The organism is Lysinibacillus sp. IITD104, from assembly GCF_036698265.2.
GTDB lineage: Bacteria > Bacillota > Bacilli > Bacillales_A > Planococcaceae > Lysinibacillus > Lysinibacillus boronitolerans.
Genome location: NZ_JBAHYH020000001.1, coordinates 2,958,681 through 2,983,578 on the forward strand (window position 1 = coordinate 2,958,681; position 24,898 = coordinate 2,983,578).

Sequence of the window (24,898 nt, forward strand, 5' to 3'; positions counted from 1 at the left end):
CAGCAAGCAAATTGACTATTCTTAAAAATCTTTGTCATTATTATAAACCTTTTGTGAAATTATTTTCAATACAAAAAATATATTCTTCCACAAGATTTCGTTGCATTACAAAGAACTATATAGCTTAAAAGAGAAATATTCAACAGTTTTTTAAAGAACCATAATTTAACTACGCACATAATGTTATTTTAAAATAACAAAAAACGAGCTTACCTTTTGGGTAAACTCGCTTTTTTCTACTTGATTTCTGGAACAACTGCTACTATATTTTCAAAGGCTGCACGCTGTTTTTGTTCATCTTCATTTAATAATATGTGAATATCACCATGGTCATTCGATGTCCGAATTAAACGCCCCATCCCTTGCTGCAAGCGTAATTGCATGAAAGGTAGCTCCACCTCTTCAAATGGGTTTTCGGCAAATGTACGTTTCGCATCAAATAATGGGTCCTGTGGAGGAAACGGTAAATCATAAATAATCACACGCGTTAATGCTTCCTCAGGCAAATCTAACCCTTCCCATAAATGATATGAACATAATGTTTTAACTGTTCCTTGCTGGAAGTCTCGAACAATGGCTGATAGCTCTCGATCTCCCTCAAATGCTACATACATACGTTCCATTAGCGGTAATTCCGCCTTGAAGTTTAGCATGGCTTGCTTCGATTTAAATAAAATTAACGTTTGCTCGCCATCACGCAGCAACTGCTGAACACGCGCTGTTTTGTCTCGCTGTGTAAGCTCATGTAAATAGATTTTCATAACCTCTTCATAGTCGAATGGGGATGGTACAGAAAATGATTGGTAATCTCGAATTCCTAAACTATAGGCAATATAAGAAAAGTCTTTATTGACCGATAACGTGGCAGAAGAAAAGACGATTGGAAGCTTTTTAGAGAATAATTTTTCTGCTAAAACTTCTGTGATTAAACGAGGCATAATGACGAGCGTTTCTTCACCATCTGTTTCCTCTAACCAATCTACTGCATCTCCCTGTGCGATGAAAATACGCAATGAAGCCTCATATTGTTCTAAATATTCTTCCGCCATATTTAGCTCATATTCAGGAATCATGTACATTTCTGATTCAAAAACGAATTCCTCCATCAATGTTTCTACATCATCTATTAACTGCTTCCCGTAAGCGAGCAATGTTTTTGATTTGTTTATGCGTTTGCGATCTTCATTAGAAGCGACGATATCATCACGAAGTTGATCAAAAAATAGTTCATGATCATCCTGTAATTTCTCCATTGCATACAGTGTGCGCTCGCGTACACCATCTACCATCAAGCGCTCCAGTAATTGCACAATGGTCGTTGCCTGTACTTTATAGGTCATCGCTTTTTGCGCAGCATACTCCAATAAATGTCCTTCATCCAGCACCATCATTGATACCTCAGGCAGTAATGCTAGCTGACCTTCACGCTCACGAGATTCCTTTGTAGCCAAATGCTCCATTAGAAAATCTTGCGAACAAATAACAAGATCAGTTGATTTTCGATAATGAGAGCGATGCAATGTTTGCCCACAGCGATTACGAAGATCACAAACCGAGCATTGCATAATCGAATTGTAATTAACCTTTTGCCAATCCTCATCACTGACAGTTGGATAATCACTGCGTTCCCCATATGGATGAACAGCAATCATCGAACCCTGTGCATAAACACCATCAGGGATAGAAAAGGCAATATCGTCAATCCATTCATCCGACTCCACTTTTTCTGCTTCCTCAAAGCGTTTTAAGCATAAATACTGATCTCTCGATTTTGCTAGACGAACATCAATATCAAGTCCTAACGTTTTTTGGAGTTTATAAATATCGCCCCCCTCTTTTACAAGTTGGTCGATTAATGTTTCATCTGCACAAGCAATCAACGCAGGTTTCCCTGTGTAGCGTGCATAGGAAATGGCTGGAAGCAAATAAGCGATCGTTTTGCCAGTTCCCACTCCTGCCTCTGCAAAAAGAACATTCTTTTCTTTTAGTGCTTGTTCTATTTGATAAGCCATAAAGATTTGCTCATCACGGCATTCAAAGCCCTTTTCTGGTAATTCATCATAAAGAACATCGCCCATCCAGTCACCTAATGAATCGAAAAATGAACGGTCCTTTGATAATGCAAATGGTAAAGATTTACGCAATTAGTGTTCCCCCTCTAACTATCTGGTGCTATTATACGCGACGAAACGGAAGATAAGAAAAAATCTTATCTTCCGTTACTATTCGTTAATCTCTTTTAGACTTTTGACCCCAGAACTGATAATAATTTGTTTCAATAAAACCATTAAATAATTTACGCTTTTTCGTCGCTTGGCGTCCATATAATTCTTCAAAATTCTTCATGGAGGATAGCATATATACAGACCAAGTTGGATAGTTTTTCATGACCTTCCCAACATCACGGATCACCTGTTCCACGACTTCCACATCACCAATACGTTCTCCGTACGGCGGGTTTCCAATCATGACGCCATCCGTTAACTGTGTTGTAAAATCACGTGCTTGCATTTGCTTAAACGTGATTAACTCTCCAAAGCCTGCTTCCGTAGCGTTTTCTTGTGCAATGCTGACCATGCGGTGATCAATATCGGAGCCAATTATTTCTAATGGCTGATCATAGTTCGCTAAACTCTCTGCTTCATCACGAACCATATCCCAGATTGCAGCTTTCATCCATGGCCAGTCCTCAGAAATGAATTCACGGTTATAGCCAGGAGCTATGTTTTGTCCAAACATCGCCGCTTCCAATGTAATAGTACCAGAGCCACAGAATGGGTCAACAAACGGACGATTTGGATTCCATTTCGAAATTTGTACAAGTGCAGCAGCTAATGTTTCTTTTAATGGTGCCTCACCTTGTGCCTGACGATAGCCACGCTTATGTAGGCCAGCACCAGATGTATCAATCGTTAGTGTCGCCACATCCTTTAAAATTGAAACCTCAATTTTGTAAGTCGCTCCAGATTCATCTAAAAAGCCAAGTCGTTTATAATGCTGTTTCATTCGCTCAACGATTGCCTTTTTGGTAATGGCTTGACAATCAGGTACACTAAATAGTTTCGATTTTACGGACTTTCCTGAAACAGGAAAAGCAGCGTCCACTGGTAAATACTTCTCCCAAGGGAGTGCCTTCACACTTTCAAATAATTGTTCAAACGATTTTGCTGGGAATTGCCCAACGACAATCTTTACACGATCCGCTACACGTAGCCATAAATTGGTACGAGCAATCGCCGTTTCATCACCTTCAAAATATACTTTGCCATTGTCAACGGTTGTTTCATAGCCAAGTGCTTTTACTTCTTGTGCCACAATAGCTTCTAAGCCCATTGCTGACGTAGCTACTAATTGATAGTTTGCCATAAATTATTTCCTTCCTTGATGCTCAATTTCCCAATACTCCATAAACTCCATCAATTCGTTTAACGGGAGTGGTTTGCTGTAATAATAGCCTTGGATAATATCACAGTTCATTTTACGTAGTATATCCACTTGTTGTGCTTGTTCTACACCTTCAGCAACAACTTTCATTTTTAGGCGATGGGACATTTGAATAATAGCATCTACAACTGCCTGTTTTTCATCGAGTGATCCAATATGCTGAATAAAGCTACGATCAATTTTTAAACAATCTAATGGGAAGCGAACTAAATAGCTTAAGGACGAATAGCCTGTCCCAAAATCATCGATTGAGATTTTAAAGCCTAATTGTTTTAAACGAACCAATTTACTGACAGTCTCATTGGCACTGTTCATCACCGTTCGCTCTGTCACTTCTATTTCAAAATTGTTAGCTGGCATATTATAGCGCTCTAATATTGTTTGTATCGACTCCAAAAAATTCTGCTGTTTAAAGTGAATGCTCGAGATATTAATGGCGACAGGTGTTTTCCAACCATATTGTTGCATTTGAATGACTGCCTCACATGCTTTTTCAATAATGAGCTCACTTAATGGAATGATTAGACCTGTATCCTCCGCATAAGTGATAAACTCCGCAGGCGACACAAAGCCTAGCCTCTCGCTATTCCAGCGGACTAGTGCTTCTAAACCTTGAATCTGCTCATTTTCCATAGCAATCTTTGGCTGAAAATATAGTTCAAATTCACGGTTTTCTATTGCTCTTCTTAACTCAGAATCTAGCAATAGCACTCGTTGTGCGTCTGTTTGCAGCTCATCAAAATAAAAGGAATAGCCGTTCAATTCATTCTTTTTTGAATACGTCATTGCTCTATCTGCACAATTGATTAGTTCTTCTGTGTTCTTACTATCAACTGGATAAACGCTAATACCAATACTTGTAGAAATAAAAACTTCCTGATCATTTATCATCATTGGCTGTTCAATACTACTAATAATTTGTTCAGCGAATTTTGCAGCCTCTTTCACATTTTTCACATTGGTTAATGTAATGACGAATTCATCTCCGCCATATCTTGCAATAATATCTTTATTTTTCAGTAATTTTTTTAGTCGATTTGCTACTTCTATTAAAATTGAATCTCCAACAGCATGGCCTAATGTATCATTAATTTGCTTAAATCGATCCAAATCTAAGAAATAGATCGCATGCTGCACTGAATGAGAAATAGCAGAAGTCGATTCCAAAAGATTATCCATTCTTTCGATATAGGCAAAACGATTGGATACATCTGTTAATGAATCCGTGAGCAAACGCTTTTCTAATTCATTTTCTACTATTTTTCTTTCAGACAAATCTGTGAAAATACCACAGTAATTTGTAACCTCACCCTCATCGTTGGTTACACAAACAATTGTTAACCATTCAGGATATACGTCTCCAGTTTTACGACGATTCCATATCTCACCTTGCCAAATGCCTTCTTGTCGTATCTGCTCCCACATCTCTAAATAGAACGGCAATTCATGTACACCAGATTGTAAAACGGCTGGCGTTTTGCCAACCACATCATCACATGTATAGCCTGTCACAAATTCAAAGGCAGGATTAACCATTACTATTTTTTTGTATTCATCAGTAATCATGATACCTTCAGATACATTTTCGAAGATTTTAAGTATTAAGGTAGTCGGATATTTAGATATCAGTTTCAGTTTATCCGTACTTTCCCAATTGTTTACTCCGTTCATGTTTCCGCTCCATCCTATCTCTCTATACTCCCCCTCAGAAGGGCATTTCGTCAGGCCAACCACTATGTAATCTATTACGCTCGGCGTAATTGTCACTGACGCTTCTCTTTCGCGCAATGAATGCGTCCAGATTTTTCGAACTAGCTCGAAAAGCGTCTCACGTAAATCTGTGACAATCGCCTAAGGCAATCTCTTGATGAACAGGTAGCACTACATCATCTAAAATGATAAATCATTTAAAGAACTGTTTGTCCTGGATACCTGGCGCATTTGCTTACATTACAAAATATGTGAGCAGTCAAGATCAATACATCACATTGATGCGATAACCGTTTTCAGATGTTGTGACTTAGAAGCGGTAGCGATACTTCTCAAACGTATAGCGCATACCAAGACTTGATTAACAAGGTTACTTTTTCCTCATGAATTCAAAATAAAAGCTCTCCACCGAGTTGGAGAGCGCTTGTTATTTCGTAGATAAGCATCAAAAAATTCCATAAGCCATGTTTTGTTCCCGAGTACTCAAACAGCTTGCGCCTCGTACGATCGGGTGGTAATCATCTATCTACAGAGCAAACTCTGTCCCTCTATCCGTTCAATTCCTTCTAGAGAGTGCCCCTACCATAATTTGGGTTTCTCACTCGTGGGGTTTACCTCGTTCCACCTTGCAAGTTTCCAAGCAAGCTTCGTCACTGTGGCACTTTCAGGAAGTGTCAACCATATCCAGAGGACTTAGGTTTTCCTTCCGCCGTCAGCCTTAATAGCTGCCTTACCTTATTTTTTCAGTAAGCACGAACACTACGGTCATCTCAGAACCGTGCGAGCATGGACTTTCCTCTACGACGTCTAGCGCCGCAGCGATTACCAGAATTTCGTGATGATACGAAAGATTATACTAGAGTTTTATGTTAAATACAATATAATTGACTAAAATTATTCGTACAGCTTGCTACCAAATACATGTTTTTCTAAATTAGAAAGACGTTTTAAAATATCAAAATTCGTTGTACCAGCTGCCGCTGAAGCAACAGGTTGTCTCTTAGGTGTGCTTTCAATTTCTTCTTTTAATTGTCTATTTTCTTCACGTAGTTGGGCCACCACTTTTTCAAACGTTTCATAGTCTTGAATAATTTCATCAAGAAAAGAATCTACTTCTTCTACATTGTAGCCTTTAAAGTTCTTTTTAAATTCCTTTTCAAGGATCATTTTTGACGTTAATTTAATGTCCATTCACATCGCCCTTCCTCACACTACATACACATATACATTATAATAGCATACTTCATCACATTATATCGTCTGAAAACACTAATTGTAAGGCTAAACTTGTCGTTTCATGCGCTTACCTAGGAATTTATTTCTTATTTCCTAATCTGCGTAGTCTCTTTTCCCAAGAAATTTCCCATTTTTGTTTTTGTTCTGCTCTCCATTGCTCATGATCTTGAATGAGACGTATGCCTTCTTGCGTATAATAAAGGGCCTGCTCATAATCCTTCATTTGGTGCTCATAAAGTATGGCTAGCTGCTCAAGGGCATGTAACTTTGTTCTTGCTTCAACAAAATGAAGAGAGGCCACGAATGAGTCAATAGCTTCACTGTAGCGTTTATTCTTTTTGTGCTGTATTGCTAAATAATATTGAGCATGGCCCGCTTCTAGTGCATCAAATTTCGATGTCACTTTTTCTAAAACCCTCACACTTTGTGTGCTTTCTCTTAAATCACCATACCATTTCCCGATGTTGGTGAAAGTTTTTGCCGATTCTTCCTGGTCCTGCTCAAACAATAAATACGTAGAATGACTATACAGTGTGATTAGTGATAGTAAATCCCACTCATTATGATGCAATACCTTCATAAGTGCATCAGGTACGCCACTTTTTACAGCATCCAAATAAATAATAGGTGCGAGATGGCCTGGGATATCCCCTTTACGCGAAAAACCAAGCTTTTCTTCCTCGACAGATTTTAATTTTAAGCGCTCCATATCATTTTTCCATAAACGCTTCGAACTATGCAACAAATCGATCTGTCGCTGCGAGCGTAATTTGGGTAAAGTTTTTTGATGCAATGTCCATCGTGTTTCAAGCTGTGGCCAATCAAAGCTTTTCCCATTATAGGTAATCACGGTAGCCGACTTTTGCCAAAGCTTGGATTCAAACAAGAAGGCTGCTTCATGTGCTGGATCTGCCATAATATATTGTGTGAGGATGAAGGATTCTTCAGCTACCTCTAAAAATCCAAGCAAAAAAATATGAGTCCCAACGCCCTTTAAACCTGTTGTTTCCGTATCAAAAAATAAGATGGACTCTTCCATATCGAGCGCATAAGGATGATCAAACTCAGCATCTTGCCATTTTTTCAGGGCTTCAAAGAATGTTTTTAGCTGATAATAACCATGCTGATAGCTAAACGGATAGCTTACTTGACGCTTAAAGACGATGCCAAAATCATTTTCAACAACTGTTAGTCCTGCTCGTTTCCATTGCTCTGTATAGCTCGGCCTAGCAGGTTTTTGGAACGCAGGTTCTTCAACTTTCTGTTTAGCAGTCACTGGTTTTTTTCCAAGCATTTTTTTCATTTGTAATATTTTATTTTCGTAAGACATGAATTTCACTCATTTTCTGCTTATAGTATAAGACATCTCTCTTGCAAGAGTATCATGATTGTTAACCTCATTCAAAATATTCTTCGCCTCGACTTACCATGAATACAAATAAGAGGGTGGAAGAACCAATTCGCGTTCTTCACCCTCTGTTTGCTAAGCCATTAATTGTTGCAGTAATTTAGCTACCTTCCCTTTTGTTTGAAGCAATGATTCTTGTGCCCCAATACAGGAAGGACAGCCTGATTCACATGCACAATTTGCGACATGCTCATATGTTTTCATGATTAGTTCTTCCCAGAGTTCATATACCTTTTCACTTAAGCCGATGCCACCAGGATACTTATCATAGACAAAAAACGTTGGCTGCTCATTATGTGTAGCCTTCACCTGCGGTACAACGGCTACATCACTACTATCACATTGGATAAATAAAGGAATGAAGGCGTTCATCGCATAGGCTACTCCAGTCATAGCATCTGTTAGCTCTTCCTCAGTCCATTTATCTGGTGCTGTAAACGATAGCCACGAAGCACTTGTATGCATTTCATCTGGTGGTAAATGTATAGGTCCTGAGCCAATATTGTCATGTGTGCCGAAGCGGATTTTCTTGAAAATCGTTGCTTGTGCAACTAAGCCAACATCGCCAAAGCAAATCGTACCGCCCGCATATGAACGGTTACGATCTTCCTCTAAAACTTTCATTTCAACGGCTAGATTGGCATCTGTATAGTAATCAACATCTACTTCACGTACGTAGGCTTTCTTTTCCTCCCAGTCAAGCTTCTCTACTTGGAATTGAATACCTTGGTGCAAGTAAATGGCTTCTTCATGTAAGAGTGTCATGGCACTATGACGATCCATTTCACCAATAACCTTTGTCTGTGCAGGAATGGTAAGATCAATAATGACTACATTTTCCTGTGACGCTGAACGTAAGCTAATATCATGTGCCGGGAAACGATCACTCATCCAATGCCATTTATCACTTGTCTTAAATACTACCCCTTCCTCTGCTAAATACTCCAACAATTCCTGTATGTCATATTCTCCATACGTATCGCCTGTTGAGAAAGGTAGCTCGAAGGCGGCACATTTCAAATGATCCATTAAAATCAACATATTTTCTGGATAAATACGTGCTTCCTCTGGTGTACTGCCTAGTAAAAATAGTGGATGATTGACCACATACTGGTCCAATGCCGAAGATTGCGCAACATAAATAATCAATGCCTCATCCTGACGTCTCCCTGCACGTCCTGCTTGCTGCCAAGCACTCGCAATATTTCCTGGATAACCGGTCATAATACATGCTTGTAATTGACCGATATCGACACCTAATTCTAATGCATTGGTGCTAACTACTGTTTGAATCGTCCCATCACGCAAGCCTTTTTCGATGACACGTCGCTCAGATGGTAGATACCCACCGCGATAGCCACGTACAGATTCATCGAGTAGCTTATTACGTGTCAGTTCCTTTAAATAGGTTACAATCATTTCTACTCGTACCCGACTTTTGGCAAAAATAATGGATTGAATGCCGGCCGTGTACAGCCTTTTAGCTAAATCACTAACCTCTAATACTGCACTTCTACGCACGCCAAATGTTTTATGAATAATCGGCGGATTGTAAAAAAGAAAGGTTTTCTTACCAACTGGAGCACCCGAATCAGCAATGAGCATATGTGATTCATTCGTTAACAGCTCAGCAAGCTCTTTAGGGTTTTTAATGGTAGCTGATGTACAAATAAACACAGGTTTACTACCATAAAAGTCACAAATTCTTTTTAATCTCCGAATAACATGCGCCACATGGGAACCAAACACACCTTTGTATGTATGCAATTCATCAATCACGATATATTGTAGATTTTCAAAGAGTGAAACCCATTTTGTATGATGCGGCAAAATCCCCGAATGAAGCATATCTGGATTCGTCATCACGATATGCCCCGCCTTACGAACCTTTTGGCGAATACCTGGAGCTGTATCTCCATCATAGGTATAGCTTAAAATCTCCTCACCACTTTGCTCGATTAGTTCATTCAAATCATTTTTCTGGTCCTGTGCCAGTGCCTTTGTTGGAAATAAATAAATGGCACGTGCATTTTTATCTTCCATTATTTTTTGTAGCACTGGTAGATGATAGCAGTAGGATTTACCGGAAGCAGTTGGCGTCACCGCAGTAAAAGACGTACCACTCTGCGCCAAATCAAAAGCCTCTCGCTGATGTGTATAAAGCTGCTCAATACCACGTGCCTGTAAGGCTTTCACTAATGACGGATGTAAATTCCTCGGAAAAGGTGCATAGTTAGCTGGGCGACCTTCTAATGTTTGCCAGTGCAGGATACGCTCTTTTAGTTCTTCATCATATCTCCACTCTTGTAAAAGCTCACTAATCGTTCGTTTCTTCGATAGCATCCGTTTCTGCCTCCTTTACTAATCGTTCAAATATTTTCAATGTATAGGAAGTAGAATGAATCGCATCTAAAAAACGTTTTTTACTCGTTTCTTTATAAAAAGATTGCACAACAAATTGCTCCATCGACTCTACGGCTGAAGCAATTTGTTGCGTATGCATGTATTTCGGTCGATTTTTTTGAATCCATGTATTGGCTTCCTGCTGCCATTCCTTCAAAAGTTGATGGATTTCATCTGCATGTGGCTTTACCTCTTGAAAAAAATCAGGTGTTCGATCTTCCTCACGCATTTGCCAAAACCGGGAAACGCATTGATCACATTCATCTATTAATTTGGATGTTTGTTGGATAACTAACAATTTTGCACCTCATCTCTCATCAATTACAAATAGCAAATATATTTCGTAGTGATGGCATATACATGGTGAGTATGTCTTGTCCACCACTTCAGCTATGGAAATATCACTGCTGATGACACCTATTTACCACAGCATTATGGCAAATATTGTATCATTCTTCATGCTATTGCGTTACTTCAATTGCTATGAGATAAGTGTACCAAAGTCTATCATTTTTCACTACTAATAGGCGAACAAGCATTCTTTACTTGCCAGTTCTTTTCTGCTAAGCTTACTTTCTGGCTAACCGCTTTGAGCTGCATAAAAAAATGCAAACGATGAGCATTGTTTTCCAGTGACACTCTCGTGAAAAGTAATTGATTGACCAGATCTAACTGCGCAACTAATTGTTCTAACTTGTTCAAAATAACGCCTCCTTTGCTTTACTTTAGTATTCCTCGTATGTATAGAATTACCTTCATACGTGACAAAATAAGCGTAAGTTAGCTGAAAGAAGAAGATTTTCGATAAAATTTTAAGAGCGAACCTCCCACCAAAAAAATCGTCATGAATGAAAGGTCACTGTGTGAGTATATTTTCATCCCAATGACCTACTTAAATTTATCAGTTATTTTGACGATTTGAGTAATAATGAAGCTGGCGATTTTTCGACGCAAATTATTTATACTTACCATCTGTTTTCTACTATTCTAGTAACAATTTCATGACTGATGGAGGTAGAGAACCGCTATTAAAACATGGTAAACTAGTGGATAGAAAAGCAGTAAGGTAAAGGGTGAGCTTAATGACAATTCGTTATCCAAACGGGAAATTGTATACCCCAAATGCTTCTGTACAGAAAACAGAAAAAAAGAGCAAAAACAAAGATTTATCTTTTAGTAATCGTGGGAAGACGCTAGAAGATGAAATTAATGAAGCAAACGACTATTATATAAAAAGGCGACTTGCTATCATTCATAAGAAACCTGTTCCTGTGCAAATCGTCAAAGTAGAGTACCCTTCACGAAGTGCTGCTGTCATTCGTGAAGCTTATTTTCGAACACCCTCTACAACCGACTACAATGGTGTTTGGAATGGGCATTATATAGATTTTGATGCAAAGGAAACAGCTTCCAAAACGAGTTTCCCCTTAAAAAATATTCATGAGCATCAAATGACACATATGCAGCAAGTGACGGAACAAAATGGTGTGGCTTTTATTATCGTTCGCTTTTCTGCTTATGAACGATATTTTATTGTGCCATATGAAGTTTTACAAAAGGCCTGGCAAGCAATGGAGAATGGCGATCGTAAATCGATACCCTTTTCGATCATCGAAGAAGAGGCATATGAAATTCCCACGAGCTATTATCCGCGTATCGATTATTTACCCATCATCCAACAATTGATTGATGCAAAATGCTACGGGTCTGAAAGTGAGGAGAAATAAGAATGACTGAACGTCGTCGAACACGTGGAGAGCATCAAAAAGCTCTCGCTGAAAAAAATAAAAAGAAAAAAACGAAACCAGCCTCATCGGCTAAGTCATGGTTTAAACGCATTTTCTTAACAGTCTTAGCAATCGGTGTAGCAGGCTTAATCGGAGGAGCTGCATTATTTGCCTTCTATGCAAGCTCGGCTCCAGAGCTCGATGAAGAATTACTGAAAGATCCCGTTTCTTCAGAGTTCTACGATAAAAACGGTGAATTATTTGCAACAATCGGTGCTGAAAACCGTAAATATATAAAATATGAAGATATACCTGAAGATATGATCAATGCTATTCTGGCTACAGAAGATGTACGCTTTTTTGAGCATCATGGTATGGATTTTTATCGTCTAGGCGGTGCTATTCTAGCAAACTTCCGTGATGGCTTTGGTGCGCAAGGTGCATCGACTTTAACACAGCAAGTAGTCAAAAACTCATTTTTACAAAACGAGAAGAAATTAAAGCGTAAAGCACAGGAAGCATGGCTTGCCTTCCAATTAGAGCGTAAGTATACAAAAGAAGAAATTTTTGAAATGTACTTCAATAAAATGCTTATGTCAGGTCGTATCTATGGCTTCGGCACAGCCGCACAATATTTCTATGGTAAAGAATTAAAAGATTTAACATTAGATGAAGAAGCATTATTAGCAGGGTTAGTGCAACGACCAAATGCGTATAATCCATTAAAAAACCCTGAGCTTGCTAAAAAACGACGTAATACTGTTTTAGGTTTAATGTATCAACATGGAAAAATTACTAAAGCCGAAATGGAAGAAGCGAAGAAAGCAGAAGTTCAATCAGGTTTAGCGGATGACGCAACACGACAATCATTTGCAGGTTCCAAATATGATGCCTTCCTTGATGTTGTTATTAACGAATTAGAAAATAATGGTGACGGTTCGGCAATGGCAGAAGGAATCAAAGTCTATACGACGCTTGATCCAAATGCTCAACAAGTTGTAGAAAATGTGATGAATGATGATAGTAATTTCCCAACTGAAGATATTCAGTCAGGTGTGGCGGTTGTTGATACAAAAACAGGTGCCATTCAAGCCGTTGGTGGCGGTCGTAAATATGGTGCAGAACGTGGCTGGAACTATGCCGAGGACTTAACAAATAATCAACCAGGTTCCACAATGAAACCGTTAGTTGACTATGGGCCAGCAATCGAATATTTAAAATGGTCTACAGGTCAAACACTTGTCGACGAACCAATGAATTATACAGGTACAAAGCAAACAATCACAAACTGGGATGGCAGATATATGGGTGCCATGACTGCACGTAAAGCATTATATGCTTCACGAAATGTTCCAGCTGTCAAAACATTACAGGAGGTTGGCACTGACAAAGCCAAGGAATTTGTTGGACGTTTAGGAATTGAAACAGAAAACCTTTATGAGTCAGATGCAATTGGCGGTGGTGCTATTACTATCTCTCCTATTCAAATGGCAGCTTCCTATGCTGCTTTCGGTAATAACGGGGTCTATACAGATCCACATTCGATTACAAAAATTGTTTATCGTGATGGTAAAACGTCTAAAAACTATACACCTGAGTCTAAAGTGGCTATGAATGATTATACGGCTTACATGGTAACAGACATGCTACGTGATGTAGTCAGCAATAAGCCTGATGCTTCAGGAACTGCTGCCAATGTGCCTGGCTTAGATATCGCAGGTAAAACAGGTACAACCAACTATTCAGCAGAAGACTTTAACAAATATAATTTACCAAATACAAGTGTGCCAGATTCATGGTTTGCTGGTTACACAACTAACTATTCCATCGCTATATGGAGTGGCTATGAAAAACACTTTGATCCAATTACAACGTGGGAAGAACGTCGTTTACCACAAAACTTATTTAAGACGATTATGCAAGAAATTTCAGCGAATGTTGAGACAGCTAGCTTTAAAAAGCCAAGTACTGTTGTAGAAGCAACGGTGGAAGTAGGCTCTAATCCTTTAAGATTGGCAAGTGACTATACACCTAGCGAACTACGTCAAACAGAGTTATTCGTTCGCGGAACTGAACCAACAGAGGTTTCTGAGGTATATGAGGCGCCAGAATTATCTACACCTTATAATGTTTCAGCAAGCTTAGATTTAGGAGCACAGTCTATCAATATTTCTTGGGAACATGATGCCATCCTAAATCCAGAAACGGATGAACCATTACCAACTTCATTTGAAGTTTCTGCCACACGTGAAGGTGGAGAAACGGTTATCCTTGGCACAGCAGATACTAAAGGCTTAACGGTTGCCAACACGCTTGAAGATGGTAATTATACAATCTCTGTCGTAGCTATTGTAGATGGCACACGCAGTGAGCCTGGAACAACTACCTTCCAGATTACAAGTACCTCTGAGGAAGATTTGGAAACGGAAGATCCAGATGAACCAGATATTGATTTACCGATTGATCCTGGTCAAGAGGACAATGATCAAGGTAATCACAATAATGGCAATGGCAACAACGGCAATAACAACAATAATAATGGTAATAATGGGCATGGTAATGGCAATGGGCATGGTAATAACGGCAATGGTGGAAACAATGGCAATAATGATGGTAATCAGCAGCCAACACCTCCTACAGAGCCTACCAACCCAAATGAAGAAGACCAAAGCTCAGAATAAAAAAAACCGAGAAGCAGTTCATTCACTGCTTCTCGGTTTTTTATTAATGAAGGATCTGAGGAGGCTATCCGTCAGTTTTGACGTTCTATCCGCCACTTTTACACTCTATCCTTCACTCTACACAGTCTATCCGCCACTTTTCGCGACCTATCCTATCCATCTACTCTAGCTTTTACTAGCTTGAATCCGCAGTCGTGCTGTGCGCTTTTTCGTTTCTTTAAATAGCTCATCTAGTTGACGATAGCATGCATATTGACCTGGCTTAGCTTTGATAAAGGCTAGTCGCTCAACCCCATTAATGGGTAGCACTTCATCGCCTGCAGCTTGCACTAGTTGTTCAAATAGCTCAATAGCTTCTTCCATTAGCCCTTTTGCTAGACCGTTTCTGGCATCATGCGCTGTATGGATAGCGGCTTGTAGTGTAGTCCATTGGGCAAACCATGCATCTACTTTGTCTTTTGCAATGGCTTCACTATTCATGCTTCCTTCACCAGGCCTTTCTTTAAACGCTTTTGCCCTTCACGACAGTCGTCGAGTAAAGGACAAGTATGGCATCCAGGATTTTGGGCCTTACAATGATAACGTCCAAAGAAAATTAATTGGTGATGTGTTTTTGACCATTTGTCCATTGGCGTTTTCTTCATAATCGTTTCTTCCACTTCAAGCACCGAATCTTTCCATCGACAGAGCCCAAGGCGTTTGGATACTCGCTCCACGTGGGTATCCACTGCAAGCGCTGGAATATCGAAGGCTACTGACAGCACAACATTGGCCGTTTTTCGTCCTACACCTGGTAATGTCACCAATGCTTCACGTGTTGCAGGGATTTCGCCACCGTACTCATCTAGTAAACGTTGACAAAGAGCCTGAATGTTCTTCGCCTTATTGCGATAAAGGCCAATAGAGCGAATATCCTGTTGCAACTCCTCTAAAGAAACAGCTAAATAATCTTCTGGTGTTTTATATTTTTGAAATAAGGTTTTCGTTACTTTATTGACTAGTACATCTGTACATTGTGCAGATAATAATGTGGCAATCGTTAGCTCAAAAGCATTGTCATGGACGAGCTCACAATGTGCATCGGGAAACATTCGATCCATTTCTTCTAGACAATGCTCCCACTGTTTTTTCGTTAACAAACTGGATGCCCCCTATTCTCTTTCTTCCAACCAATTGTAAAAAGGAACTCTACCCGTTGATTGTGTTTCTTGTTGAACTGTTCGAGCTGGTGCTCTGTTAAAGGTCTGTTTCTCACGGAACTGTTCACTTTGCTTTTGTGCTGCTTGTGGTGTTGTAATATTTTTCTTTTTCCATTCTAATAAAATGCGATCAATATAGCGAATACTCAGTTTCCCAGCAAAGACAGCCTCCTTGAGCGCCTCTTTGATGAGTGCTGGACTATGCTTGTCCTCATCAAGCCAGCATCCAATTTTTTCAAGTTCTAAAGGAGATAAAAGGCGCCCCATTTCCTCTTCAAAAAGACGGAATATCTCCCCTTCTTCTTGTTGAAGTGTCACTGCCGTTTGTTGCTGCTCTTTCATATCGATCATCTGCAAAATGCGCTCCCATAGCGGGTATACGGAATACTTTTCATAAAGCTTCCCACCCGCATCAACATCTCGTGTAATTTCAAGAAAACCCTTCTGCATTAATCGCTGCAAACGTGATGTAATGTCATTGTCAGACATTGTGAGACGGTTCTTTAGATCATTAGGTGTTGGGAAGTCATTCTCCTCCATATGAAAGGCTAATAAGTGCATGACAATTAGCGCCTCTTCATCCTCCATATTTAACTCCTTATAAAACTGAAAAAAAAGCTGAGGAATGGGAATCATTCTCTGCTCAGTCCATGTACGGAGTCGATGATTATTTACGTTCATTATTCTCCAGACTCCTTCTTTAAGTAAGTAGAAAAGCCGCGTAGATAGTTCACTACGCGACTTTTAAATTGATTAGCTTATGGATATAAGCGGTTCAGTAAACGTGGGAATGGAATTGTTTCACGGATATGCTCTGTGCCTGAAATCCATGCTACAGTTCGCTCTAACCCTAGACCAAAGCCTGAATGCGGGACAGAGCCATGTTTGCGAAGCTCTAAATACCAAGCATAGGCATCTAATGATAGGTTATGCTCTTCCAGACGTGATTTTAATAGATCGTAGTCATGGATTCGTTCAGAACCACCAATAATTTCTCCGTAACCCTCTGGTGCAATTAAATCAGCACATAATACAACATCATCACGATCTGGGTGTGGTTGCATATAGAACGGTTTAATGCCTACTGGGTAACAAGTAATAAATACTGGTTTGTCAAATGAATTCGCAATCGCTGTTTCATGTGGCGCACCAAAATCATCGCCCCACTCAATATCGTCGAAGCCTTTTTCGTGTAAAAGCTTTATCGCATCATCATAAGAAATTCGAGGGAATGGCGCTTTAATGTTTTCAAGTGTTGATGTATCACGGCCAAGTCGCTCAAGATCTAATTTGCAGTTTGCAAGTACAGATTGTACGATGTGCGCTACATATTGCTCTTGTACTTCTAAATTTTCTTCAAATTCTACGAATGCCATTTCAGGCTCAATCATCCAAAACTCGATTAAATGGCGACGAGTCTTAGATTTTTCAGCACGGAAAGTTGGACCGAATGAGAATACTTTTCCTAAAGCCATCGCAGCCGCTTCCATGTAAAGCTGACCAGATTGAGATAAATAAGCATCTTCATCAAAATATTTTGTATGGAACAGCTCTGAAGTACCTTCAGGCGCAGAACCTGTTAAAATTGGTGGGTCCATTTTTGTAAAACCGTTGTTGTTGAAAAATTCGTATGTAGCGCGAATAATTTCATTACGAATTTTCATAATGGCATGTTGTTTACGAGAGCGTAGCCATAAATGACGGTTATCCATTAAAAATTCTGGACCATGTTCTTTTGGTGTGATTGGGAAATCTGTTGCTGCATGTAGTACCTCGATACCAGTTATAGCAAGCTCACAGCCAAAGCTTGAACGTTCGTCAGCTTTCACCTCTCCAATCACATACATAGAAGTTTCTTGGGTCATCCCTTTTGCCGTAGCAAAAATTTCTTCGCCTACTTCTTCTTTCACTACAACGCCTTGTACAAAGCCAGAGCCATCACGTAGCTGTAGGAACGCGATTTTTCCGCTTGAACGTTTATTGGCTAACCAAGCGCCAATTTTGACTGTTTCACCGATATGCTGTGGCATATCTTTAATCATTATTTTTTTCATAGAAATCCTCCAAAGTTGACTAGAAGGATTAGTCTTGCCATTTTGATTTTACAAATGTATCAATACGACGGACTGCCTCTTCTAATAAGTCTAAAGATGTAGCATAAGATAATCGCATAGTAGTTGGTGTACCGAAGCCAGAGCCTGGAATCACTGCTACGTTTGCTTCTGTTAAAATATCCGCAGCAAATGCATCTACTGAATCATAGCCAGTGTGAGCCATAGCCTCTGCAACGTCTGGTAATAGGTAGAATGCACCCTGCGGCTTTAATACATGGAAGCCAGGAATAGCACTTAGCTGCGGGTAAATTTTTTCAAGACGAGATTCAAATGCTTGACGCATTTCCTCTACCGCATCCTGAGAGCCATTATACGCCTCCACAGTTGCATATTGTGCTGTTGTTGTCGCATTAGATGTTGAGTGTGATGCAAGGTCAGTCATTGCTTTAATAATGTCTGCGTCACCTGCAGCATATCCAATACGCCAGCCTGTCATAGAGTGAGATTTTGCCACACCATTTACAACGATTGTACGTGCTTTCACTGCATCAGAAAGTTGTGCAATTGAAAAATGCTCAATACCATTGTATACAAGCTTCTCATAAATTTCATCTGACACGATTAAAATATCTTTTTCTTCTGCAACAGCAGCAAGTTCTGCTAGCTCTTCACGAGAATAAATCATGCCTGATGGGTTACTAGGAGAATTGATAATCACTGCTTTTGTCTTGTCTGTCACAGCTGCTCTCAGTTGATCCGCTGTAATTTTATAGCTTTGTTCACGTGTACCTTCAACATATACTGGTACGCCGCCAGCTAATTTCACTTGTTCTGGATAAGACACCCAATAAGGAATTGGAATAATAACCTCGTCGCCCTCATTTAAAATCACTTGGAATAGCGTGTATAAAATATGCTTTGCCCCTACACCAACAATGATTTCATTTGGCTGATAGGCAAGGCTATTGTCACGTTGAAGCTTATCAATAATGGCTTTTTTCAGAACTGGAAGTCCACCAGCAGGTGTATATTTTGTATATCCTTTTTCCATTGAATCAATGGCAGCATTTAAAATATTTTGAGGTGTATTAAAGTCTGGTTCACCAGCTCCAAGACCAATAACATCAATACCTTGCTCTTTCAATGCTTTTGCTTTTGCAGTAATCGCTAATGTTGAAGATGGTGTTAAAGTTTTTACACGTGTTGCTAATAAATTTTTCATTCGGGATCTACTCCTCTTATAAATTCGTAATGCGCTTCCACCAGTCGCCATCCTTAAACAGAATATAGACATAGTTGAGCTGGTCGTGGTCGTTCAAATACGTAATTTCCCAAACTGCGCCAGGCTCCTCATAGCCTAATTTCATGTGGAGGACTTTTTGTACATTTCCTTCATTTTTAAAAACCGATAATGCTTGCTTTTCCGTAATACCATCTTCTAATAACACTTCCTGAATGGAATCCTCGTCTAGATTCGTCGGAACAAAGACAGCTTTTTTATCACCGTATTCGTCTACCCCGAACACAGTAACATACGAATGTTTGCCATTATATGTGTAGGACTCCGATACAATTGCGAGGGCTTTGGCATCGAGTGCCAACTGTTCAGCCTGCTCTTCAATTGAACGGAACGGAGCCTCGGCTTTCCAGAGTACTAAAATACTAATGACAAGTGACAACGAAACAATAAAGACAGAAATGAAAATTAACCAGTTTTTCATCTATTCACCTTATGTTTCACATCGAGCTGTTTTGGCATAACACATAGCTGATGCATGTGTGTGTCTATAACTGTGTAACCATTCATTTTGCTTTCCATTTTGTCAACCTGCTTTCTTTCCTCATACCACAACATTATACAACAATTTTGTGCTGTCGTGTTTCTTAATTTCATATATTGTACGTTGCTAGAACAACGTTTTCAAATGATGACTACAGTAAATTTCATTCCACCACATAGAAGCCTCATTTTGGGTATAAAAAACATGGTCCTTTCACAAGAAAAATTCCTATTTAGCTATGTAAATAGGAATCTGTCATTATGATAATTCGTATAGCACGCAGCTAGCACGACCATTCGCTTTTGCTTGGTATAAACAGCTATCTGCTTGCTCAAATAGCTCCTTGTATTGATAGTTTTTCTGATTATTCACACAAGCCCCCATACTGACACGTAAAGGATAGCTTTGCTGTTCTTGTTCGAGCTTTAGTGAGAGCAAATAGGCATGTGTGTTATGGACCAATGTTTTGATATAGTCTTTTTGCGAATGCCTGAAACAAAGGATGAATTCATCTCCACCATAACGAATAATTTTCACATCTTCATCCTGTAAAAAATCCTGCAAGCTGTTAGCTAAAAGCTGTAAAATCATATCTCCAAATAAATGACCATGCGTGTCGTTAAATAGTTTAAAATAATCGACATCCAAAACCGTAATACATACATAGGATTGCGTTATTTCGGCTGCATTGAGCCATTCCTGTAGCTCATAATCTAAAAAATGACGATTTAAAACGCCTGTTAATGGATCATAATGCGCTTTTTTCTCAAGCTTTTCCTTTTGTCGCTTAAATTCCAAATTCATTACTTGTTGTAATAAATTTGCAACACTCATTTTTTCCGAGAGATCAATATATTCACGCTGTACATCAAAAATTTCATCTCGCCAATCCAATTGATACAATACATTTAACAATAAGCGCATCACTTTTTTTGTAATAGGCTTATCTCCATAAGATTGGGCAAGATCTATGGCTTGTTTATAATAGAATACGGCTTCTTCAAGCTTTTGTTGCTTTTCAAATAAAAAACCGTAGCCAAACAATGCCGCTACCTTTTCTCGTTTATGGTGATGAATAATGTCAGAAGATAACGTCCTGTCCAGCAATGCCTTCCCCGTTATAAAATCCCCTTCTAAAATATACACATCTGCTAAATTATTATTAATACGAATATCATGTAATTTTGCTAGATCAGGCATTGTTCTAGCTAAGGATTTATTATACTCTCTAGCTAATAGCCCCGCTTGAAGTGCTTCCTTTGTACAGCCCTTCTCTACCTCTAAATAGCACAGATTATTATGACAGCGAACAAGCATGATAGGATCTTGTAGCTCATGTGCATAGGCGATAGATTTTTTTGTCATCTCTACCGTTTTTTCACGGATGCCAACTAAATCATAGATTAAGGACATCACTAAATGATACTGCATTAAATCTTTTGTCGTACCATAATCTTGACAAATGGCCTCATACTCATGAATTAGGCTGACCATGCTTAATGTGTCACCTAAAGAATGATGAACTAATATTTTTTGATAGTACAAATCCATAGCATATGGATAGTTATTGCTCTCTAATGCGACTAAAAGACCTTGATCAGCAAGCTTTAGTGCTTCCGTTAAATACCCCTTTGTGCGCATCTCCATTATCGTTTTATTTAATTCTTCTAATGTTAATTCCACCGTTTCACCACTTCTCCATGCCCCATATCATCCAGTTTACTTTGTGCTTTCTCAATTATAAGACATATTTATTCACTTCGTCCGCCTTTTTCGTAAGATACCAACTATTACCTACAACGCAAAAATCTCTTGTGATGATTGTTTTAAGATCTTACATCTGTTTGCTTTAAAATGAATCATTTTATTTCCATAATATGTAGTTAAATTTTTTATGTTCTTTACACATTTTTCTCCATTTTTGTCCCCGTTACCTGTTGTTTTTACCCATATGATGAGTCAATTAGCTTTTTTAGTATCGAAAAGGGACGTGATGTTGTGAGTATGCAAATTAACCCTTCTGTTCCAGCAACGATTCCAAAATTTGTTGATGAACTTCCAAAACCAATGATCGCCAAACCAAAATACAGCAGAGGGCAACAGAAGAATGATTATTACGAATTGGTCATGATGGAAGGCCAGCATCGTTTTCATAAGCATTTTCCAAACACATTAATTTGGGGCTACAATGGGCTTTACCCAGGACCAACCATCGAAGCTTCTAAAGATAAAACGATTTATGTGAAATATAAAAACCAGCTGCCCTTACAGCACTTTTTGCCAGTAGATTTTACACTTCATGCTGCCAACGATTCACAAGAAGTAAGAACAGTTACTCACTTACATGGTGCCAATGTGGATTGGCAGAGTGATGGCCATCCTGAAGCATGGTACACAAGAGACTATCGGCATACTGGTCCAAAATTTAATAAGGAAATACATGAATATACGAACCATCAGCCAGGCACTACCATGTGGTATCATGACCATGCCATGGCTTTAACACGTTTAAATGTATATGCAGGATTAGCAGGCTTTTATTTACTCAGGGATGCCCTTGAGGAACGCTCTAACTTACCATGTGGCGACTATGAATATCCGATTTTAATACAAGATAAATCATTTAATGAGGATGGCTCATTGTTTTATCCTGATGAACCCCCCTTTCCCGTGCCCGTTCACCCCTCTATCACACCAGGCTTTGTTGGCAATACGATAGTGGTTAACGGAAAACTATGGCCTTATTTAGATGTAGAGCCACGTAAATATAGATTTCGTTTTCTAAATGGCTCTAATCGACGTGGCTATGTCATCAGTCTGTCAAATGATCAGCCAATGTTTCAAATTGGTACAGATGGCGGTTTCTTACCAGCCCCACAACTTATTCAATCTGTCGAGTTGCTACCAGCTGAACGTACGGATGTCATTATCGATTTTTCAAGCTGTGCTGGACAGGAAATTACCTTACTTAATACTGATACCGATTTTAGTGATGAACATACAAACGTGATTATGCAGTTTCGAGTAACTGTGCCTTTGAAATGTGAAGATACAAGTGAAATTCCAGAAAGACTTGCCGTTTCTATGGATCTACATCCACACCATGCACATATTGAAAGACAACTACCATTGACGGCGACTACCGATGAGTTTGGGCGACCTATGTTGCTATTAAATGATCGTATGTACCATGATCCGGCAACGGAAAAACCTTCTTTAGATAGTGTGGAAGTTTGGAACTTTATTAATGCGACACCCTTTATCCATCCTATTCACCTGCATCTCATTCAATTTAAAATTCTGGAACGAAGGCCGTTTGATTTAGAGATCTATCAAAATGAAGGCATCGTTCAATTTACAGGGCCGCCTGAAGAACCAAGAGACTATGAGCGAGGTTGGAAGGATACGGTGAAGGCTGACGCTGGAAAGGTGACGAAAATTATTATGCATTGGAAAGATCATATCGGGAATTATATGTGGCATTGTCATTTCCTAGAGCATGAGGATCATGATATGATGCGACCCATTCTCGTTATGAAAGACGTCCATGCTGTCCAGCAGCCGCATGTAGCAGTAGAACATCCAGCAACACATCAAGAAGCAACAGCTCCCACAAATCCTACGAGCACGACAAGTACTACCCATCATAGCGAATCTTCAGCACCACTATTAAATGCGGTAGAACACTCATCACATGAGGAAGAAAGGGTAGACTCACCTACTGAAGAGGAATCCATTACTTTTCATATAGGAGATAATACACAACATATGCCAACACTACTGTTTCCAGCCCTTCCTTCCAATACTAATACCAGCAGAAATAGGCCTCAGCGTAGAACCCGAAGATTTTAGCTAAGTATTGCTATACAAAGAAAACTACCAATGAAAAGGTGGTTTTCTTTGTTCTAGCAATTTATTTAGCCTCCAATCGCCATATTTTTTTCGTTACGAAGGCTAATAATAATACACACATAGATATCATAAGGACTGGTATATAGATGTTGCCTTGAAAGAACTCAAATAACAACCCATACCCCATTTGCCCAAGTGGTGCCATACACTGTGATACTGCCATCATAATCGCCATGACCTTCCCTAATTGTTCATTGGGTGTTTCTTTTTGGACAAGGGTCATTACGTAAATGGAGATGATCGTCATCATCATCGCAATGATAAGAGCACAGCCAATAAATAAGCTATACGAGGGATAATAGCCAATTTGAAGTGCGCGAGGGAGCACAGCCATAGCCATGGGAATTACCAAAAAGGCTGACACCAATACCCAAATATAGAGGGTGTGAATATGCAGCTTTTTTGCAAAGTAACCCATTGTTAACGCGCCTAAAATCGTCGCAAAATCAATAATGCCCATTCCTATTCCATACAATGTATCACTACTTTTCATCGTGACACGAAGAATAATAGGCACACCGACGATAAAAAGTGGGGTCAATAGTAGATTCAATAAAGCAGCTAGTAGCGTGCATTTTAAAATAAATGTTTGCTTTACCACATAAGTAAAACCTTCTTTCATGTCTTTCATTAAAGTCGGTACAAAATGACCATCGTAGCTACGATTCACATATGGAATTGTCATAAACATTTCTACAATAGCTGTAAAGAAAAATAATAAACCACTTACTATGACGAGAAGCTTGAGGCCAAGCATTCCATATAAAATCCCCCCTAGCACAGGTGCTGTCACCCCTGCTAATGCCTGAACCCCATTGACCATTCCATTAGCCTGCTCAAGCTTTTGTTCGCTGACTAATAGTGGAATACTAGCCATTACAGCTGGCGTGTACATTGCACTAATGAATGAAAGTAGCACCATAACCAAGCCAGTCCATAGCACAGAATGATTGTCTGTTAGCAATACAATTAAAAAAATCAATACAATCCCGCTACTGACAAAATCAAATAGGACCATTAAATTTCGCCGATTAAAACGATCTGCTAGAGCACCACCAAATGGTGTAAGTAAAACAGGTAGGCTTGAAATAGCAAAAAGCACAGCAAAAAGATCTGCCCGTCCTGTTATATCTAAAACAAAAAGTGAAAGAGCAAATCTTAAAAGCGCAGAGCCTAAAATAGAAATAATCTGCCCCACTACCATAATGATAAAATCCTTTGAAAAGCCTTTTTCTTTGACTAGCATTTCCATATAAAAAACACCCCTCACTATTTTTAGACCGACAGTCGGTCATTTAATATGTTAAAAAAATGTAGGCGCAAGTTGAGGCTTTACAGCTTCT

General features: G+C 39.2%; 19 protein-coding genes and 1 other RNA gene. 3 read left to right on the plus strand and 17 right to left on the minus strand.

The window, feature by feature from the left end; translation table 11 throughout:
- Window positions 1-236: 236 nt before the first annotated feature.
- The 9 genes from V1L66_RS15190 to V1L66_RS15230 form a co-directional block, all read right to left on the minus strand.
- Window positions 237-2,144 carry an ATP-dependent DNA helicase gene (locus V1L66_RS15190; protein ID WP_258860631.1) on the minus strand — a complete coding sequence of 636 codons (1,908 nt, stop codon included), beginning with the start codon at window positions 2,142-2,144 and terminating at the stop codon, window positions 237-239.
- A gap of 85 nt (window positions 2,145-2,229) precedes the next feature.
- The gene (locus V1L66_RS15195) at window positions 2,230-3,366 is read right to left on the minus strand and encodes a class I SAM-dependent RNA methyltransferase (protein WP_036077548.1); all 1,137 of its coding nucleotides are present in this window, start codon (window positions 3,364-3,366) and stop codon (window positions 2,230-2,232) included.
- 3 nt (window positions 3,367-3,369) lie between these two features.
- Window positions 3,370-5,115 carry a GGDEF domain-containing phosphodiesterase gene (locus V1L66_RS15200; protein ID WP_036077551.1) on the minus strand — a complete coding sequence of 582 codons (1,746 nt, stop codon included), beginning with the start codon at window positions 5,113-5,115 and terminating at the stop codon, window positions 3,370-3,372.
- A 492-nt stretch (window positions 5,116-5,607) separates the two neighbouring features.
- An RNA gene (rnpB, locus tag V1L66_RS15205) (RNase P RNA component class B) lies at window positions 5,608-5,988 on the minus strand.
- Window positions 5,989-6,048: 60 nt separating this feature from the next.
- Window positions 6,049-6,345 carry a cell division regulator GpsB gene (gpsB, locus tag V1L66_RS15210; protein ID WP_004269307.1) on the minus strand — a complete coding sequence of 99 codons (297 nt, stop codon included), beginning with the start codon at window positions 6,343-6,345 and terminating at the stop codon, window positions 6,049-6,051.
- 124 nt (window positions 6,346-6,469) lie between these two features.
- Window positions 6,470-7,720, minus strand: a complete 1,251-nt coding sequence (locus V1L66_RS15215; protein ID WP_312124501.1) for a ribonuclease H-like domain-containing protein — start codon at window positions 7,718-7,720, stop codon at window positions 6,470-6,472.
- Window positions 7,721-7,873: 153 nt separating this feature from the next.
- Entirely contained in the window at window positions 7,874-10,141 is a 2,268-nt protein-coding gene (locus tag V1L66_RS15220) for a DEAD/DEAH box helicase (RefSeq protein WP_258860633.1), read from the minus strand.
- Window positions 10,116-10,499 (minus strand): YppE family protein, encoded by a 384-nt coding sequence (locus tag V1L66_RS15225; protein ID WP_333005872.1) that lies wholly within the window; start codon window positions 10,497-10,499, stop codon window positions 10,116-10,118. The genes V1L66_RS15220 and V1L66_RS15225 overlap by 26 nt, the downstream gene beginning before the upstream one ends.
- A 209-nt stretch (window positions 10,500-10,708) precedes the next feature.
- Window positions 10,709-10,903, minus strand: coding sequence for a hypothetical protein (locus tag V1L66_RS15230; RefSeq protein WP_036077560.1), 195 nt, complete (start codon window positions 10,901-10,903; stop codon window positions 10,709-10,711).
- 380 nt (window positions 10,904-11,283) lie between these two features.
- On the opposite strand from V1L66_RS15230, the gene recU reads away from it, so the two are divergent.
- Both recU and V1L66_RS15240 read left to right on the plus strand, forming a co-directional pair.
- Complete coding sequence (gene recU, locus V1L66_RS15235; RefSeq protein WP_036077562.1) at window positions 11,284-11,928, plus strand: Holliday junction resolvase RecU; 645 nt, start codon at window positions 11,284-11,286, stop codon at window positions 11,926-11,928.
- Window positions 11,929-11,930: 2 nt separating this feature from the next.
- The gene (locus V1L66_RS15240) at window positions 11,931-14,609 is read left to right on the plus strand and encodes a penicillin-binding protein 1A (protein ID WP_258860635.1); all 2,679 of its coding nucleotides are present in this window, start codon (window positions 11,931-11,933) and stop codon (window positions 14,607-14,609) included.
- Window positions 14,610-14,774: 165 nt separating this feature from the next.
- On the opposite strand, the gene V1L66_RS15245 is transcribed toward V1L66_RS15240, so the two are convergent.
- From V1L66_RS15245 to V1L66_RS15275, 7 genes are all read right to left on the minus strand, one after another.
- Complete coding sequence (locus V1L66_RS15245; RefSeq protein WP_016994288.1) at window positions 14,775-15,089, minus strand: YpoC family protein; 315 nt, start codon at window positions 15,087-15,089, stop codon at window positions 14,775-14,777.
- A complete protein-coding gene (gene nth / locus V1L66_RS15250; RefSeq protein WP_016994289.1) occupies window positions 15,086-15,748 on the minus strand; it encodes an endonuclease III in 663 nt (220 codons plus the stop codon). The genes V1L66_RS15245 and nth overlap by 4 nt, the downstream gene beginning before the upstream one ends.
- Before the next feature lie 12 nt (window positions 15,749-15,760).
- Window positions 15,761-16,489, minus strand: coding sequence for a DnaD domain-containing protein (locus V1L66_RS15255; protein ID WP_016994290.1), 729 nt, complete (start codon window positions 16,487-16,489; stop codon window positions 15,761-15,763).
- Between the two features lie 77 nt (window positions 16,490-16,566).
- A complete protein-coding gene (gene asnS / locus V1L66_RS15260) occupies window positions 16,567-17,862 on the minus strand; it encodes an asparagine--tRNA ligase (RefSeq protein WP_333005871.1) in 1,296 nt (431 codons plus the stop codon).
- 28 nt (window positions 17,863-17,890) lie between these two features.
- The gene (locus tag V1L66_RS15265) at window positions 17,891-19,084 is read right to left on the minus strand and encodes a pyridoxal phosphate-dependent aminotransferase (protein ID WP_016994291.1); all 1,194 of its coding nucleotides are present in this window, start codon (window positions 19,082-19,084) and stop codon (window positions 17,891-17,893) included.
- A 16-nt stretch (window positions 19,085-19,100) separates the two neighbouring features.
- Entirely contained in the window at window positions 19,101-19,583 is a 483-nt protein-coding gene (locus V1L66_RS15270) for a DUF5590 domain-containing protein (RefSeq protein ID WP_016994292.1), read from the minus strand.
- 318 nt (window positions 19,584-19,901) lie between these two features.
- Window positions 19,902-21,326 carry a tetratricopeptide repeat-containing diguanylate cyclase gene (locus tag V1L66_RS15275; RefSeq protein WP_333005870.1) on the minus strand — a complete coding sequence of 475 codons (1,425 nt, stop codon included), beginning with the start codon at window positions 21,324-21,326 and terminating at the stop codon, window positions 19,902-19,904.
- 321 nt (window positions 21,327-21,647) lie between these two features.
- On the opposite strand from V1L66_RS15275, the gene V1L66_RS15280 reads away from it, so the two are divergent.
- Window positions 21,648-23,495 (plus strand): multicopper oxidase family protein, encoded by a 1,848-nt coding sequence (locus V1L66_RS15280; RefSeq protein WP_333005881.1) that lies wholly within the window; start codon window positions 21,648-21,650, stop codon window positions 23,493-23,495.
- A gap of 61 nt (window positions 23,496-23,556) precedes the next feature.
- Here V1L66_RS15280 and V1L66_RS15285 read toward each other — a convergent pair whose 3' ends face one another.
- The gene (locus V1L66_RS15285; protein WP_333005869.1) at window positions 23,557-24,807 is read right to left on the minus strand and encodes an MFS transporter; all 1,251 of its coding nucleotides are present in this window, start codon (window positions 24,805-24,807) and stop codon (window positions 23,557-23,559) included.
- Between the last annotated feature and the right edge of the window lie 91 nt (window positions 24,808-24,898).